General features: G+C 59.8%; 12 protein-coding genes, 1 tRNA gene and 1 pseudogene. 5 read left to right on the top strand and 9 right to left on the bottom strand.

The window, feature by feature from the left end; translation table 11 throughout:
* Window positions 1-107: 107 nt before the first annotated feature.
* The 6 genes and pseudogenes from RBB80_RS19335 to RBB80_RS19310 all read right to left on the bottom strand — a co-directional run bounded on the left by RBB80_RS19335 (window position 108) and on the right by RBB80_RS19310 (window position 7,014).
* Complete coding sequence (locus RBB80_RS19335) at window positions 108-2,207, bottom strand: cellulose biosynthesis cyclic di-GMP-binding regulatory protein BcsB (RefSeq protein WP_433964080.1); 2,100 nt, start codon at window positions 2,205-2,207, stop codon at window positions 108-110.
* 494 nt (window positions 2,208-2,701) lie between these two features.
* Window positions 2,702-2,899, bottom strand: a pseudogene (locus RBB80_RS19330) (PilZ domain-containing protein); the annotation flags it as partial.
* Between the two features lie 98 nt (window positions 2,900-2,997).
* Complete coding sequence (locus tag RBB80_RS19325) at window positions 2,998-4,686, bottom strand: glycosyltransferase family 2 protein (RefSeq protein ID WP_433964079.1); 1,689 nt, start codon at window positions 4,684-4,686, stop codon at window positions 2,998-3,000.
* Window positions 4,683-5,384, bottom strand: coding sequence for a cellulose synthase operon protein YhjQ/BcsQ (locus RBB80_RS19320; protein WP_433964078.1), 702 nt, complete (start codon window positions 5,382-5,384; stop codon window positions 4,683-4,685). Before RBB80_RS19320 ends, RBB80_RS19325 begins: the two co-directional genes overlap by 4 nt.
* A complete protein-coding gene (locus RBB80_RS19315) occupies window positions 5,372-6,148 on the bottom strand; it encodes a hypothetical protein (protein WP_433964077.1) in 777 nt (258 codons plus the stop codon). The genes RBB80_RS19320 and RBB80_RS19315 overlap by 13 nt, the downstream gene beginning before the upstream one ends.
* A gap of 215 nt (window positions 6,149-6,363) precedes the next feature.
* Window positions 6,364-7,014: a hypothetical protein gene (locus RBB80_RS19310; RefSeq protein WP_433964076.1), complete on the bottom strand. Its 651-nt coding sequence runs from the start codon at window positions 7,012-7,014 to the stop codon at window positions 6,364-6,366.
* Between the two features lie 450 nt (window positions 7,015-7,464).
* Between RBB80_RS19310 and RBB80_RS19305 the strand changes: the two genes are divergently transcribed.
* From RBB80_RS19305 to RBB80_RS19285, 5 genes are all read left to right on the top strand, one after another.
* Window positions 7,465-7,540 (top strand) — tRNA-Lys (locus tag RBB80_RS19305).
* A gap of 197 nt (window positions 7,541-7,737) precedes the next feature.
* A complete protein-coding gene (locus RBB80_RS19300) occupies window positions 7,738-9,297 on the top strand; it encodes a sulfatase-like hydrolase/transferase (RefSeq protein ID WP_433964075.1) in 1,560 nt (519 codons plus the stop codon).
* Window positions 9,298-9,583: 286 nt separating this feature from the next.
* On the top strand, window positions 9,584-9,838 hold the full coding sequence (locus RBB80_RS19295; RefSeq protein ID WP_433964074.1) for a hypothetical protein: 255 nt from the start codon (window positions 9,584-9,586) through the stop codon (window positions 9,836-9,838).
* On the top strand, window positions 9,819-10,295 hold the full coding sequence (locus tag RBB80_RS19290; protein ID WP_433969760.1) for a gluconate 2-dehydrogenase subunit 3 family protein: 477 nt from the start codon (window positions 9,819-9,821) through the stop codon (window positions 10,293-10,295). The genes RBB80_RS19295 and RBB80_RS19290 overlap by 20 nt, the downstream gene beginning before the upstream one ends.
* Window positions 10,296-10,320: 25 nt before the next feature.
* Window positions 10,321-11,892 carry a GMC oxidoreductase gene (locus RBB80_RS19285; RefSeq protein ID WP_433964073.1) on the top strand — a complete coding sequence of 524 codons (1,572 nt, stop codon included), beginning with the start codon at window positions 10,321-10,323 and terminating at the stop codon, window positions 11,890-11,892.
* 24 nt (window positions 11,893-11,916) lie between these two features.
* On the opposite strand, the gene RBB80_RS19280 is transcribed toward RBB80_RS19285, so the two are convergent.
* The 3 genes from RBB80_RS19280 to rfaE2 all read right to left on the bottom strand — a co-directional run bounded on the left by RBB80_RS19280 (window position 11,917) and on the right by rfaE2 (window position 15,507).
* The gene (locus RBB80_RS19280; protein WP_433964072.1) at window positions 11,917-13,128 is read right to left on the bottom strand and encodes an ATPase; all 1,212 of its coding nucleotides are present in this window, start codon (window positions 13,126-13,128) and stop codon (window positions 11,917-11,919) included.
* A gap of 85 nt (window positions 13,129-13,213) precedes the next feature.
* On the bottom strand, window positions 13,214-14,197 hold the full coding sequence (gene rfaD / locus RBB80_RS19275) for an ADP-glyceromanno-heptose 6-epimerase (RefSeq protein ID WP_433964071.1): 984 nt from the start codon (window positions 14,195-14,197) through the stop codon (window positions 13,214-13,216).
* Entirely contained in the window at window positions 14,194-15,507 is a 1,314-nt protein-coding gene (gene rfaE2, locus RBB80_RS19270; protein WP_433964070.1) for a D-glycero-beta-D-manno-heptose 1-phosphate adenylyltransferase, read from the bottom strand. The genes rfaD and rfaE2 overlap by 4 nt, the downstream gene beginning before the upstream one ends.

Genomic DNA, 15,507 nt, shown 5'->3' with positions numbered 1-15,507 from the left:
GTCCTTCCCTTCGACTACGCTCAGGGTGCGGAATGACAAGAAAAGAACAGACAACGGCAAGAAAAGCTTGCGGCGCTGGTTGCTGGCTGGTTCTTCGTTCGTTCGTATCAGGCGGGGTGGGTGTAGCTGTTTCCCTGCAGGCGGGCGCGTGCTCTTCGGCGCAGAGCAGAACGAAGGATGACGGCGAGGAGGAAACAGACGACAAGGGTGGAGATGACCATGAGCCATTGGTAGTCGGCGAAGAGCATGTTGAGCTGGAGCCACAAGGAGAGCGAGCCAACACGGTAGACGTCGTTGCCGATGCGGTAGGACGAGAAGTGCGAACTGTGCAGGACGCTTACTGACTGGGAGATGTCGGAGGATTGGGATGCCTGGAGGAAGGTGGAGATGAAGTTGGGGATGACGTCTTTGTCGTGCAGGGCGATGACGACGACGGATTGCTTTGAGCCGCTGGGCCACTCGACGCCTTCGATGAGTGCGTCGGGGAGGCTGCCGGCGGTTTCGAGCTGGCCGGACTGAATGTGGTCGGAGCTGCGGACCTTCCACCAGGCGTGCTGGAGTTGGGCGAAGAAATCCTGGGTGTCCTGGATGTGAAGGCCGCTGCCGTCGACGCTGACGGGGAGTGAGGGATTGAGCCGGTTGATGGCGGATTGATCGTCGACCGTGCCGAGGACGAGGTAGTCCTTGTGGGCGTCGGGCCGCATGCCCTCGGCGTTGGTGACGGTGACGTTGGGAACCGGGTAGCCGGTTTGAGCGCCGAAGTGGGCCATGAGAGTGAGGTAGAGCTCGATCTCTTCGGGGCCTGGGGTGTCGGGCAGGACGACGGCGGTGTCGGAGAGGTCGGCTTTGCGGGTGAAGGGGTAGCCGGCGTTGGCGAAGATCTCGAGATTTGGCAGGACAGCTAAGTGAGGAATGTCCTTGAGGTCGAGGTAGGAGTCTTTGAGGATGGAGCCTTGCAGGTTCGAGGCGGTGGGGTCGGGGCAGTCGGGTCTTTTGGCTAGTTGGAAGAAAAAGCGCAAAAGGATTGAGTTCGAGAAGGGACGCATGTCCGAGACGGGGAAAGGGACGATGCGCGTGGGAGAGGCTTTGTCGCTGTGCGATAGCGGGGTTGAGTTGACGTAGGCGTCGTTGAGATAGACCTGGAGCGAGCTTTCCTGTGAGAGGGGGATGCCGTTGTAGCGATATCCGAGATGAAAGCCGAGGTTTTGGCGGGTGCCGTAGAAGAGGTCGGGCGGGAGGCGCAGGTAGATGGCCACGGGATCGGAGCCGTCAGTCTGGAGGCTGGAGGTTTGGAGGTCTCCGATGGGTGTGTTCTTGTCGGTGCTGAGCCAGCGGGGTGCGTCGTCGGCTTCGCGGGGCGCAGGCATTTTGATGGCAGCGATGCGGACGCGATCGCCAGTGAGGAGATCGCGCTGGAGGGTGAGCGCGAGGGCTGCGCTGAGGACGTCGGCGTCGGTCTCGCCGGTAAGAATGAGGAGCTTTGAGTAGGGGTCCGAGGGATTGGGCCGCATGAGGATGGTGGGGCCGGCGATGGAGTTGATCTGGAGGGAGGCGGGAAGAGACGAGGCGCTCTGGCTAATGACGATGGCGTTACCGGCGGGGATGGCTCCGACTGAGATTGGGAAGCGGATGGGGCGCGAGTCTGCGAGGATGCCGAACCATGAGGCCAGGATGCCAGCGGCTTGAAGCGCCTTCGGAGATGGTTGACCGAGGAAGACGATGGGGATGACCGGATGAGGATTGACGAGTGGCTCGTAGAACGGCGCGGGGAGGAGCTTGAGATCGTCGTGTAGCTGACTGAGCGTTCCGGTGAACTCGATGGTGGAGTTGTTGTCGATGTGAGTCCAAAGGGTGGAGTGCGTGGGGTCTTCGCACTGAGAGGCGTAATGGCCTACGAACTCAAAGGTGAGCTGGTTGTCTCGTGTCAGAGCGTCGACCGGCAGCGTGACGGTTGATTCGAGCAGGTCGCTGCTCTTGGCGGGAGCGGTATTTGTAACTGTTGCGGTGGCTTGAGTAACCTCGGTTGAGTGTGGGTCAACGACGGGAAGAGTTGCGAAGAGGTTTCCGTTCAGGCTCACTTTGAGATGGCTGAGCGATGGGATGAGGCCTGGAGAGGGGTGGTAGCGAAGATGCATTGTTGCTGTCCTGACGACCTGCGTCCGGGGTAAGGAGAAGTGAATCGTGTTGAAGGCGTCGAGGCCCTGCATAACGATGGCTCGGGGGACGCCCAGGTCAGAGAAGTTGACGACGTTGTCGAAGGTGTCGGGCGGGGGTGAGGCCGGTGGTGCGGCAACTCTTCGAATGAAAGGTGGCTTTGGCGGCGGAGTGGGCTCCGGGGCTGCACTTCGGGTGTGGATTGTGGAGTGCTTGAGTCGTTCTGGAAGGAGAATCGAACGGCATGAAACGGGTGGACTTGGGCGGAGAGGACCGACGAGCTCAGCAGGATCGCCAGGACGAGAAATGGCGCGACACTGGGTGCTAACTCTCGGTTGGAGGATGGCTCCTTGGCCTTTGCGCCGCTGCGAAATGTTCGGGCGAAGCCGTGGCCGGCGAGTTGGACGATGTGGCGCAGGCTGGTCAGTGGCCTGTCGGCCTCGCGGGCCTCGTTCAATCCAAGCCAGGTGTCGGCGCGGGAGTAGAGGACCATGGTGAGAGCCTCTTCCTGCTGGAGGGTGAGCGGGTCGAACTGCGCACGGAGGGTGCTGCCTTCGATTCCGACGACTGTTGCGGGCAGGGTGGCGTTGCCGTCGAGAACCGGCAGGGTCAGTTTGAGGGCGTCGCCGACGTGGGCGGTGAAGGCGCGCTCCATGCGGACACTGAGACCGCCGCTGGACATGTCGCTGGTGACACCGCGGACGATGGCTCCGCTGGGGAGTTCGACGTCTGCGGGGACAGACATGGGGAGGCGGACGGCCTGACGGCGCTGGCGGCTCTCCCATGCGACGGAGGTGGCGACGCCGAGGATGACCATGTTGAAGCAGGCCCAGAGCAGGTTCATCAGGATGGTGCCGGCGTGGCCTCCGTCGTACATGTCCGCGATGAAATGGAGGGGCGATGGCGTTCCGGCGCCGGGAAACTGAATGAATCTGGGGATGGCGCAGAGGATCCCCAAGGCGTTGAGCGCTGAGAGAAAGAGGAAGGGCTGGGCGATGCGCGAGTCGAAGAACCTACGCGTGACGACGCCCCCTTCGCGGTTACGTCGAAGTTGCCGAATTTGGGATTGATGAGCGCGAGCACAGTGGGGAGAAAGATGTAAGGCGCGAGGACTGTCTCGTAGATCTGGTTCCAGAAGGAGTGGCGATGCTGGCCCTGGATGCGGGAGTTGGCGATGTTCGCAAGGACAAGGTGCGGGAGGGCGTAGGCGAAGATGAGCAGCCAGTAGCCGGGGAGATTGACGTGTCCGAAGATGAGATAGACGAGCGGCGCGGTGAGAAAGATGAGTCGAGGCAGAGCGTAGAGGAAGTGCGTCATCGCGTTGAAGTAGCAGAGACGCTGGGCTGCGCTGAGTCCGCGGGCGAAGAGTGGGTTTTCGGTGCGGAGGATCTGGACCATGCCGCGGGCCCAGCGAATGCGCTGGCGGATGTGGCCGCTGAGGCGTTCGGTGGCCAGGCCTGCTGCCTGTGGGATGTTGATGTAGGCGGTGTTCCAGCCGTTCCTCTGCATGCGGAGGGAGGTGTGGGCGTCCTCGGTGACGGTTTCGACGGCGATACCGCCGATCTGGTCGAGAGCGGAGCGGCGGAGGACGGCGCATGAGCCACAGAAGAAGGTCGCATTCCAGAAGTCGTTGCCGTCCTGGACGATGCCGTTGAAGAGCTCGCCTTCGTTGGGGATGGTGCGGAACTGGTCCAGATTCCGCTCGAAGGGGTCGGGCGAATAGAAGTGGTGCGGAGTCTGCAGCATTCCGAGCTTTTTGTCGCGCAGGAACCAACCCATGGTGATCTGCAGGAAGCTTCGGGTGGGTACGTGGTCGCAGTCAAAGATTACGACATAGGGTGCGTTGAGTTGGGCGAGGGCGTGATTGATGTTGCCTGCCTTCGCATGCTGATTGTCGTCGCGCGTGATGTAGCCGATGCATGCGTCTTCGGCGAACTGACGAAACTCTTCGCGTTTGCCGTCATCGAGGATGTAGACGTTGAGTCTGTCTGCGGGCCAGTCGATGTTGATGGCGGCGAGGGCCGTGTACTTTACGAGGCTGAGCGGCTCATTGAAGGTGGGGATGAGGAGATCGACGGCGGGCCACTGAGTGATTTCGTCGGGCAACGAGACAGGCGTGCGGCGCAACGGCCACAGCGTTTGGAAGTAGCCGAGAAAGAGGACGACGAAGGCGTAGATTTCGGCGAAGAGCAGGAGGCAGATGAAGAAGCCGTCGAGAACGCTCCAGGTCGAACCGGGATCGAGGAAGAATTTGAGGGTGGTGGAGACTCTCCAGAAGCCGTAGCGGAAGGTGGAGAACATGGAGGCCAGCATCAGCGTTAGCGTGACGAGGTAGGAGCCCGAGCTGCGGTCCATCCAGATGACCAGAGCTACTGTGAGAATGCCGAGCACGATCTGCTGGGGCCAGGTGAGTTCGAGGATGCCGGTGAATGCTAGAAGAAATACTCCACTGACAAGGATGAGAAAGCGTAGGGCTTTGTAGAAGAGAGCGTCACCTGATTGAAGTTGATCGAAGAGAGGACCCTCCCTCATCGTTCGCTCCAACGAACGTTACGGAAGCCGGCGGTTGCCGGTGCGGCGACGGTGCGGAGCCAGGTGGCGAGGTTCAGATAGTCTTCGGCGACGGGTGCGTCAGGCGCGTAGTCCACTACGGTCATGCCCTCGGCCAGAGCTTCGCTGACGGACTGTGCGCGGCGGATGACGAAGGGGAGGAGGCGGTCTCCTAACTGCCGGCGCATCACCTCACGGACGTCGAGGTGCAGCGGCAGCGAGGTGTCGAACTGATTGAGCACGTAGAAGGGCTGGAGAGGGCGACCGTCGCCGTCGTTGACACCGCCGAAGAACTTTTCGACGGTTTGCAGGCTGATGACGGAGTTCATGTCAGGTGCGACGGGAACGAGGATGGTCGGGCTCATGCGGGACATGCGCCGGACGATCCAACTGGAACCCACGGTGAGGTCGAGCAGAATGCGGTGGGCGCCGCGGCCGTTGCTGATGATCTCCTCGGCGAGCAGCTCCTGCGCCTCGTCGTCGGTGGTCTTGTGGTCCACGTCGTAGCTGACGAGGTAGATGGGAGCGTCGGTGCTGCCGCTGGGTGGGGAAAACGTGCGGACGGTTCCGTGACGAAGTTCGCTGGCGCCGAAGTAGAACGGAAGCAGGCCGTGAGAGGTGGTGTCGGTGAGCAAAACTTTCTCTCCCATGGAGGAGAGCGCTCGGCCTACTGTTGCCACGAGGCTGGTTTTGCCGACTCCGCCAGCGAGAGAGAAGACGGCGAGGACGGGGTGCGGGTCTCCTTCTGACGCACGGGTGCGGCCTCGGGTTGATCCTGTCCGGGCTGCTCGAAGACGCCCTTGAGGGCGTACCAGCGGGCGGCCACGCGCTCCCTAGAGTGTTGGAGAGTGTCGGCTACGGAGGATTGAGAGGTTGGCGGCTGTGGGGCGAGCGGCTTTGGAGTGACGGGCTGAGCTGGTGGAGCGTAGAGCCAGGCCGGGCCGGCAGGATCCGATTGGAAGGCTGGGCGTGCAGAGGCCAATGGCGCGGGCTCAGGCGACGGATCTGCGGAGGGCCGGCGGGGCGGTTCGGATGGATCGTGCGGCTGCTGATAGTCGAAGTCGTCCTGGGCTCGACGACCACGTGTGGAGTCGGAGGGTACCAGCGCTTGAGAGAACGGCGAGACGGGTCTTGGGGGTGTAGCAGAGATCGGCGGCGCAGACCGAAAGGCTCCCGATAGCCTGGGGCGGGCGGGTGTACCTGGGGAAAGATTTGACGAAGAATCCCGTGGGGAATCGAGGGGCTGATCGACCGATGGCTTCGGAAGATCCTTGGTAGACGGAATGCGGGGATCCGGGTTGGGTGACGACGCAGGTTCACTTTGAGAGGTCGGTGACTCGGCGCGTTGCTGAGGATCGGTGCGACGTTGACCCAGGAGTGGGGCCGCGCCTTCGTTTGAGGACGAAAGAGGCGATGGAGCGGGCTGTTCGGAGATCGGCTTCATGTCCTGGGATAAAAGAGGTGCAGGCACAGCTCGGTTTTGCGCAGGAATCGAATGTCTGATTGGATCAGGAGTAGTGTACTCGGCTTGAGAGTCATCGGGGCCGCGATAAATCTGGCGGACACCTGATGCTTCGTCTGGGCGATAGCCCTGGGGGCGGCGTGGGGTCATATTTTGCTTAACGAAAACCCGCGGTTCTGGCTGTGTTGGATCGCTGCTCAAGGGCGATTCCTGGGAAGAACCAGTCGGTTGGCGCAGTGCCGCGTCAGTGGCCTGGCGAAGATTTGGCTGGGGGCCGGCGGGTTTGAGGATTGAGCGTGAGGAGAATAGGGGTCCGAGATTCGGCCGGGAAGCTCTGGACTGTCTTCGGCTCTGCGTCGAATCTCGGAGTCTGCGTATCGAGCAGCCTGTCGCTGGGCGGAGGCGTGGGCCTCTGCGATCTCACGTTCTTCGCGTCGGGCGGCCGCTTCGGCAACGGCGGCGACTTCAGCGCGGCGAGCGGCTTCCAGGCGTTCGGCTGCGGCTGTCCGAGCGGCTTCTTCAGCCTCGCGCAGCGCGCGCCGCCTGTGGGAGTCGGAGTCTTCGGAATAAGGATCGAGTGCGACCTTCGATGCGTTGCGTGCAGCTGCATCTGCGGTTGCAGCTGCGTCTTCGGCTTCGGCCTGAGCCAGTAAGGCCTGCTCCCGCACTTGCTCGGCGGCGCGATGTCTGAGCTGCGCACGGTACTCACGACGGGAGGCCGAGAAGTCGCGATACTTGGCCCCGTGAAGATTTGCCCAGGAATAAAGTACAGCAACATCTTCAGGTGTTTCTGTTACTGCGAGATCCTCGACCTTGTCGGTGATCTTGTCTGTGCCGCGAGAGTCCATAGCTCTTGGTCCTGTGAGTTCGGTGAAGCGGTTTCTTTTGGTTTGAACTGCGCCGGTTCGCTGCCAGCTCAATAATGTGGTTGCACCTGTTCCGATGCAATAGCCTGAGGCTACTGTGGGTGGTACCCCAAGTCAATGAAACCATTGTGCGACTTAAGTGTGAGAATCCAATGGTGGCGCGGGTTTTCAGCATCAGTCTTGGCCAGATCTGGGTGAAAACTGTCTTCCCGAAATGGAACTTTCGGTTTCAATTCCGAAAAAGTCACTAACGGAACGTGATGTGCTTGGGGACCGTGGCCGGGGTAATCGAGTCGTGGCTCTGGCGGGAGTGTCTCCTTTTGCTTCAGACGCTGTGACGAGAGCCGGTAAAAGCTTGCGCTGGTGCTGGTTGAAGGCAATGTCCACCCGTCTATTTATTGGTCCAAATGTGCTAACTTGGTAGTGTGGTTTGAGAGCGTAGCTCAGTTGGTAGAGCATCGCCCTTTTAAGGCGTTGGTCCTGGGTTCGAGCCCCAGCGCTCTCACCATAAATATCCTATAATCAGATATCTAACCTTTTCTGGATGGTCGAACTCAAGAGATCGTTCCAAACCATGAAGAAAGAGTTCGGTGGCTCCCAAGGACCGGGGCCCCTGGGTCGTGGCGAGTTCTGGGCGATCCGCAGAATTTTCCAGCGTCAACAACTTTCAATCCTCGACTTTTTCGGTAGAAGGGCTCAAGTAAGTTGTTGAAACACCCGGTTACAACCGCCTTCGGCGCAAGCACAATCGTCCTGCTGACCCTGCTGGAACCATTAGCGTCCCCTTTGCACACCGAGTTTTACCACTTGACGGGATCAGTCAGTGCGTTGCTCGTCCCAGTATTGCTAAACTTCGCCGGGGTGTGGCTGGTGTTGTCTCTCCTGCTCGTGTGGGGAAGCAAACATCCACGATTCAACACATGGGTGTGGAGCTGTTTAGGGATTGCCCTCAGCTGGATGGTGTTGAAAGACTGGTGTGCCTTGCGAGGAGGAGATCCTGTTCCGGGCATTGCCAACCTTGCCTTTGCCGTTGTGGTTTGCATGATCGTTGTTGCGGCAGCGGCCTGGCGTTCTCGCGTTCAACCGATTCTGCATCATGCGAAGCAATTGGCGATACCGATACTCGGATTTGTAGCGCTGAGCGGGATAGTGATTCTTGCGCAGGCGATGTTGTTCTCATGGCAGGCTCGTCATCTGAACGCCCCTCGCCCCCTGCATCAGCGAACGGGAAGCACCTCTTCTTCTCATCATCACGGGCGAATCATCTGGATTCTCTTTGATGAACTTTCTTATCGGCAAGTCTACGAGCATCGTTATCCTGGCCTCGAGTTGCCTGCGTTCACCCAATTGGCTCGTACCTCAACCGTTTTCACACATACTGTCCCTAGCGGACTGTATACCGAACAGGTACTTCCTTCCCTGATCGCAGGACAACGATACGATGGCGTGCGGGTCTCTGTTGCCGGCTGGCCTCTTGAGGTGCATGACCGATCTACGGAGACGTGGGGTACTTTAGATCCTCACAAAACAGTCTTTCAGGACGCGCTTGATGCGGGTTACACCACGGCGGTGGCGGGGTGGTACAACCCCTATTGCCGCATTCTGCCTGAGGTTCTCGACCGGTGTTTCTCGATTAGTCATATAGCTTTGCCCGGCGGTATGTATCCGGACCAAAGCATCGGCTGGAATAGCGAGCAGCCGATAATAAATCATTTTGTAAATCTTGCCAGGCTTGTGCATCTGCTTCCGCGTCAGAACGCTCCTTCGGCCGAGCTCAGACTCCATCAACAGGACTACCAAGAGATTGTAGCTGCGGGAGACGAACTTCTCCGAGACCCATCGGTCGACTTCATTCTGCTACATATGCCTATCCCGCATCCGGGAGGAATCTACAATCGGCATACGGGTAGTTTCGAGGTATCTCGCCCAAGCTACCTTGACAACCTTGCACTGTGCGATGTGTACCTGGCGCATGTCCGGCATGAACTGGAAGAGAATGGCAGCTGGAACGACTCGACGCTGGTGATTATGGGTGATCACTCGTGGCGAGTCAGCTTGTTCTGGGCGAAGGCCGCGGGGTGGACGGAGGAGGAACGCATTGCTTCAGACAATGTTCGATTTGACGACAGGCCTGCTTATATCGTGAAGCTTCCTTCACAAACTACTCCTGCACGAATTGACGAGCCGTTTGATTCAATACGAACTCGAGAGCTCTTCGACAAGTTATTTACGGGACAGATCACTACACCCGAGCAGCTTAAGTGATCGATGATGTCCTCTATCAGTATCGGCAAACGCTTACCTCTACTGATCGGAAGACTTGATGATTGCCGGTGATCCACGTAATGCCGTTCGATGAACGCTGCTGGGCTTGCTCCGCCGATGGTCCCACGGGCAACGTGAATCAATACAACTCAAATGTTTCCTGAGAGAGTTCTCAATGACCGGCGAGACGGCAGACACAACAATTCTTTAGATCACACATGCCGCCGCACCTGTTGGACGACGGGAGAAGCAGGAGTGTACTCTTTCTGCAAGCACAAGGAGGTCTATGCAGCGTCGTGAATTCGTTCGTGCTGTCATCTCGGTAGGACTTTTGCCGAAGGCACTGCTTGCCCAGCAGACAGCGACGCCTGACCCGCCACCTCCGGCCCCCGTCCCGTGGACGTTGGGGCTGAATCCCAAGACCCCCTGCCTGTCACGGAAGGGGCCGATGGAATCGCAGAGATTGAGGCGAACTTTTTACTCCGGCTCAACTTGCGACGTTCACGCGGCTCTGCGATTTACTGCTGCCACCGCTCGGTAATAAACCCGGCGCGCTTCAAGCAGGAACACCGATGTTCCTCGACTTCCTGATTGGCAGCTCGCCCGAGGCGCGCAAGAAGCTGTATCGCGACGGCCTGGACTGGCTAAACGCAGAGGCAAAGGCCAGGTACAAGATGACGTTCGCGAAGTTGAACGCGACCCAGGCGGATGCGCTCATCAAGCCTTGGCTGCGCACCTGGATGACGGACCATCCTCCGACGGAGCCGCACGCAGACTTTATCAACATCGCACATGAAGACATCCGGACTGCGACCATGAACTCGAAGGCCTGGGACGACGCCGGCGCGGCTGCCGGGCAGGACTGGGTGACGGGAGGACTCTACTGGTCTCCAATCGAGCCGGATATGGCGGGCCTGGGCGCAACTTCTACACACCTTCCGCCGCACGTATTGGCCGTCCCCAAGGCCGCGCACACCATGCCTACCTACCCGCGTTAGAAGTGAGTGACTCCTAGAAAACATAATGACAGACACAACATTCGATGTACTAATTGTCGGGTCGGGACACGCTGGAGGCATGGCTGCCAAGATCCTGACGGAGAAGGGCATGCGGTGCCTAATGCTGAACGCGGGCCCCGTGGCCGACGTAGCGAGAGACTCACAGCGCAAGCCAGCATACGATCTGCCGTATCGCGGCTTCAAACCACCAGGGCGGCTGGAGCACGTCTTCCAGGCAAACGAGTTCAACGCGAACGTCTGGGTGGATGAAGAAGAAGTTCCATACACGTTCGATCCCGCTACTCCGTACAACTGGGTGCGGGTGCGATTGTTTGGCGGCCGGTCACTCTTCTGGTCGCGTCAGTCGTTCCGTTTGAGCGACTACGAGTTCAAGGCCAAGTCGCATGACGGGTTCGGCGAAGACTGGCCTATCAGTCTCGCCGACCTGGCGCCTTACTATTCGCGTGTGGAGGAGATCTTCCAGGTGGAGGGTGCGCAGGACGGTCCGCCACAGATGCCGAATGGCAACTTCGTTCCTGTTGACGATGCGTGGTCGGGCTCCATGCAGCGGTTTATCAAGGCTTCGCAGACGTATAACATGGCGGTCTGCCAGCAACGCCGCGCCCGAGGCCGCGACGGTCTGGCGAGTTCTGTGAATCTTCTGCTGCCAGACGCGGAGCGAACCGACAAACTGACCTCAATCGCCAATGCGGTAGTTCGGCAGATTACGGTTGATCCGAACACCGGCCGACCAAATGGGTGCCACTTCGTTGACCGTCTCTCGCGCCGGGAGATGCATGTGAAGGCGCGCGTGGTTGTGTTGGCCGCGGGGACGCTTGAGAGCACGCGCCTCCTGTTGAACTCCAATCTCTGCAATTCGAGCGGCGTAATGGGGCACTTCCTGATGGACCAGATCTACGGACCGGGCGTCACCTGCTCGGTGCCTGAGGCGCGGAACGGTAAGGCAAGCGAACAGTTGATGGGCGGCTCAGCAATCGTGCCGCGTTTCCGAAACATCACGACGAAGTATGACAAGTTTTTGCGCGGCTACGCGTTGAATGTGACCAGCCGCATGGGTGGGGTCGACCCACGCAACTTCGCGGCCTATGGAGCGGAGCTGCAGCAGAAGGTGCACGAATACAACGGAAGCGGCTTCTACATTACCGTGATGGGCGAGGTACTCGGGCGCTACGAGAATCACGTCCGCATCGACAAGGAAAAGGTGGACGCGTGGGGTATTCCGGTGTTGCGTATTGAGACCAGGTATACCGACAACGAGTTCAACATGGCGAAGGATGCAGTCGAAGTTGGCTGTTCAATCGCAGACGCGGCTGGATTCGAAGTGCTTTCGAAGAATGTCGTTCCCAATCCGCCGGGATACAGCATTCACGAGGTCGGCACCTGTCGCATGGGCGATGATCCAAAGAAGAGCGTGCTGAACAAGTGGTGCCAGAGCCACGATCATAAGAATCTGTTCGTCGTCGATGGAGCCAGCTTTGTGAGTGGGGGTTGGCAGAACCCTACGATGACTATCCTGGCGCTCTCGATGCGCGCTTCCGAGTATCTCGCGAACGAGATGAGCAGAGGAGATGTCTAAAGGAGACACCAGCGGCGGGCAGGCTTAGGCCGTTGGTTTATCTGGAGGCGGAACGACGGCACAGAAGTCTTCGAGGAAGCGGTGCGTGTATTGGCCGATGAGTTGTTCGATGCGTTCGGCTGAGTCGGCGCGAACGATGAGGCCGGCATGGTGATGGCGATTGAGACGGTAAACGATCTCGGGCGCGTCGTAGCTGCCGGTGTCGGGGTGCTCCTGTCGCGCGAGGCAGATGACGCTGCCGGCGTACTGGTGTTTTAGATTTGGCAGGGTGTACTCCATCTTGAGAAGCGTCGCCACTTCGATTCTCGCCCACTCGACCCAAGGGTTGATGCCGGAGGCAAACTCGACGACATCGGCGATGTGTGCGCCGCCCACGCGGGCTGCGGTTTCGAGGAAGTAGAAGCTGCCGTCGGCATGCGACTTGATGAATTCGGTGTGGGTGACGCCGGAGACGAGACCGAGGGATTCAATCACCTGTTGGTGGATTGCGTCTAGAGCCAGCGCGTCGCTTGATTCCCTGTCCAGGGCACGTGTGCTGAAGATGCCTCCGTGGTGCATCGTCTGCATGGGAGGCTTGCCGTATTTGTAGGGTGCGCCGAAGAGTATCTTGCCGTTCCAGGTGATGCCTTCCATGTGAAAGATCTCGCCAGGGACAAAGCGCTCGAGGACGTAGTGGGACTGGAGGTCGCCTAGTTCGTCGAGGATGGGCCAGAGGTCGTCAGGCGAATCGACCTTGCGGATGCCGATGGCAGAGGCGTTGGTGCGGGGCTTGAGCAACCATGGTCCGGGAACGCTGCGGAGGAAGGAGTGAAGATCGTCGTAGTTGAAGACTCCTGTGAACTCAGGAACGGGAACGCCGTTTTGCTTCGCGCTTACGCGCATGGCCAGCTTGTCGCGGAAGTTTCGGGTAAGTGATTCTCCCATGCCGGGGAGGCGCAAGTGTTCGCGCAGAAGGGCTGCGACTTCGAGGTCGAATTCGTCGAGCGCAACGATCCGGTCGATGTGGTTCGTGCGTGCCAGGTACGTGACGGTGTTCAGGACCTGCTCGGGAGTGAGCTTCTCCGGCATGGTGATGAGCTTTGTCAGTGAATCGCGGGGCCAGTCGGCGTGTTCGAGGCTGTCGACGGTGAGAAGGAGAACGTCCGCGCCGAGACGCGCAGCCTCTTTCATGAAGAGCTGCCCTTTTTCGTAGGTGCTGATGCAGAGAATCGTGGGGTTCCGTTGCGTATCAGTCACACTGGGCTCCTGTGATCGGTAGGAACAGATGCCGGTCGAACAGTCTGCGGTTCGGTTAGACTACCTGCTTTTTTGATGCGAGGAACTAGTTTGCGGCGGGCTCCTCGGCGAAGGTTTGTTTTATACCGTCCTCAAGCCCTGTGAAGGGCGCGGTGTATCCCGCGGCGCGGAGACCGGAGATGTCGGCCTGGGTGTAGTGCTGGTAGCGATCTTTCAGGTCACCCGGAAAGGGGATGTATTCGATGTTTCCCTGGCCGTGAACCTGCATGAGCGACTCGGCGACGGCCTTGAAGGTGCGGGCTTGGCCGGTGCCTGCGTTGACGACAGCGTGGATGGTTTTTTTGGGGCTTTCCGGGAGGAGGCCAGCGAAGAACATGTTGATGCGGGCGAGGTCTTTGACGAAGACGAAGTCGCGACGCTGTTCGCCATCGGCATAGCCGCCTGAGCCCTCAAACATGCGGATGGTTCCGGTATCTTTGAGCTGGCGGGTGAAGTGGTGGATGACGCTGGCCATGCGGCCTTTGTGCTGTTCGCGCGGGCCGTAGACGTTGAAGTAGCGCAGGCCGACGACGGTGCACTTCATATCGTGAAGATGACGGCGGACATAGTTGTCGAAGACGAGCTTCGAGTAACCGTAGACGTTGAGGGGCCGCTCGTTGGCCGGGAGTTCGGTGAAGTTTGTGCTGGCGCCGTAGACCGCGGCCGTCGAGGCGTAGACCAGTGGAACCTTACGGTCGACGGCAAAGTGCAACAACTCTTTGGAATAGGTGAAGTTGTTGTCCATCATGTAGCGGCCGTCGTCTTCGAGGGTGTTCGAACAGGCGCCCTGATGGAGGATGGCGCGAACTCTGGTGTTCTCAAAGTCGCCGGCTTTGAGTGCGGCGCGGAACTCACGCTTGTCCATGTAGTCGGCGTATTCAGCTCCGGCGAGGTTGAGGAACTTGGGGCCGGTGAGGTTGGGGGCGGGAGCGAAGTTGTCCACGAGCAGGATGTTGCGCTCGCCTGCGCGGTTGAGTTGATGGATGAGATTGCTGCCGATGAAGCCTGCTCCGCCGGTGACAATGATCACTTCTGGGTCTCCTCGCTCCCGGCTGGGTTTGCCGTGAGCTTTTTTACGATGTTGGTAGTGGAGAAGCCTTCGACGGTGGGGACGATCTCGACTCGTCCTCCGTAGGCGATCACATCTTCGTGACCGACCACGGTCTCGACGGTGTAGTCGCCGCCTTTGACGAGGACGTTGGGCCGCAGTGCGCGGATGAGTTCGAGGGGTGTGTCTTCTTCGAAGAGGACCACGGCGTCGACTGCGGCTAGGGCAGCCATGACGCGAGCGCGTTCTCGTTCCGAGACGATGGGACGGGTTGGGCCTTTGAGGCGGCAGACCGAGGCGTCCGCGTTGAGGCCAAGGACGAGCTTGGAACCGAAGCGGCGGCAATCTTCGAGCAGGGTGATGTGGCCGACATGGAGGAGGTCAAAGCAGCCGTTGGTGAAGACGATGGTCTCGCCGGAGGAACGCCACTCCGCTACGCGGAGTTTGATGCGATCGAGGTTGAGGATCTTTTCTCCGGCGGTGAGTCCGGAGCTGGGAGTGAGGGTCGCCACTAATTCGTGGGCGGCGATGGGTACTGTGCCTACTTTGCTGACCACGATCCCGGCGGCGAGGTTAGCGAGTTCTACTGCGGTTTCGATCTGCAGTCCGCCTGCGATGCCGGCTGTGAGGGTTGCAATGACGGTGTCGCCAGCTCCTGAGACGTCGAATACCTCGCGGGCTCGCGCGGGCGAGTGATACACGCCTGTACTGCCTTCCGACGGCAGGCGCAGGACCGTGATTCCCTTCTCGCTCATGGTGACGGTAAGGAATTTGAAGTCGTGTTCGGTGACTAAGGCCTGGGCTGCGGCGAGGAGTTCGTCGGTGTGGTGAGAGGGGATGCCGGTTGCTGCGGAGAGTTCGCCGAGATTCGGACAGACAGTGGTCGCGCCAGAGTATTTGCTGAAGTCCGGGGTCTTGGGGTCGACGAAGACGGGGATGCCGGCGGTGCGTGCGGCGCGGATGACGGACTCGCAGAGCGAACGGGTGAGGGCCCCCTTGGCGTAGTCGGAAAGGATGACCGCGTGGACCTTGGCGACGAGCTCGATGGCGCGTTCCTGAAGCCGCTGGGCTTCGACTGCGGGGACAGGGTCGCGGCTCTCGATGTCGAGCCGGAGGAGCTGCTGCATACGGCCTACGATGCGGGTCTTCGAGATGGTGGGGAGTGAGCTTGTGACGACTCCGACGGCGTTGATGCGGGCGCGTTCGAGGATTGCGGCTAACTCTGTCTGCTCGGAGTCGCTGCCCCAGAAGCCTGCGAGAAAGGTCTGACAGCCGAGTCCGGCGAGGTTCAT

It is taken from the genome of Tunturiibacter gelidiferens, from assembly GCF_051013345.1.
In the GTDB taxonomy this organism is placed as follows: domain Bacteria; phylum Acidobacteriota; class Terriglobia; order Terriglobales; family Acidobacteriaceae; genus Edaphobacter; species Edaphobacter gelidiferens_A.
The sequence above is the reverse complement of the archived record's forward strand: the minus strand, read 5'-3'. Positions and strand labels throughout refer to the sequence as shown.

Bases quoted from the DNA above. Each gene is read 5' to 3' on its own strand.
- RBB80_RS19335 (WP_433964080.1), bottom strand. From the start codon at position 2,207: ATGCAGGGCCTCGACGCCTTCAACACGATTCACTTCTCCTTACCCCGG.
- RBB80_RS19325 (WP_433964079.1), bottom strand. From the start codon at position 4,686: ATGAGGGAGGGTCCTCTCTTCGATCAACTTCAATCAGGTGACGCTCTC.
- RBB80_RS19315 (WP_433964077.1), bottom strand. From the start codon at position 6,148: ATGAAGCCGATCTCCGAACAGCCCGCTCCATCGCCTCTTTCGTCCTCA.
- RBB80_RS19310 (WP_433964076.1), bottom strand. From the start codon at position 7,014: ATGGACTCTCGCGGCACAGACAAGATCACCGACAAGGTCGAGGATCTC.
- RBB80_RS19295 (WP_433964074.1), top strand. From the start codon at position 9,584: ATGCAGCGTCGTGAATTCGTTCGTGCTGTCATCTCGGTAGGACTTTTG.
- RBB80_RS19285 (WP_433964073.1), top strand. From the start codon at position 10,321: ATGACAGACACAACATTCGATGTACTAATTGTCGGGTCGGGACACGCT.
- rfaE2 (WP_433964070.1), bottom strand. From the start codon at position 15,507: ATGAACCTCGCCGGACTCGGCTGTCAGACCTTTCTCGCAGGCTTCTGG.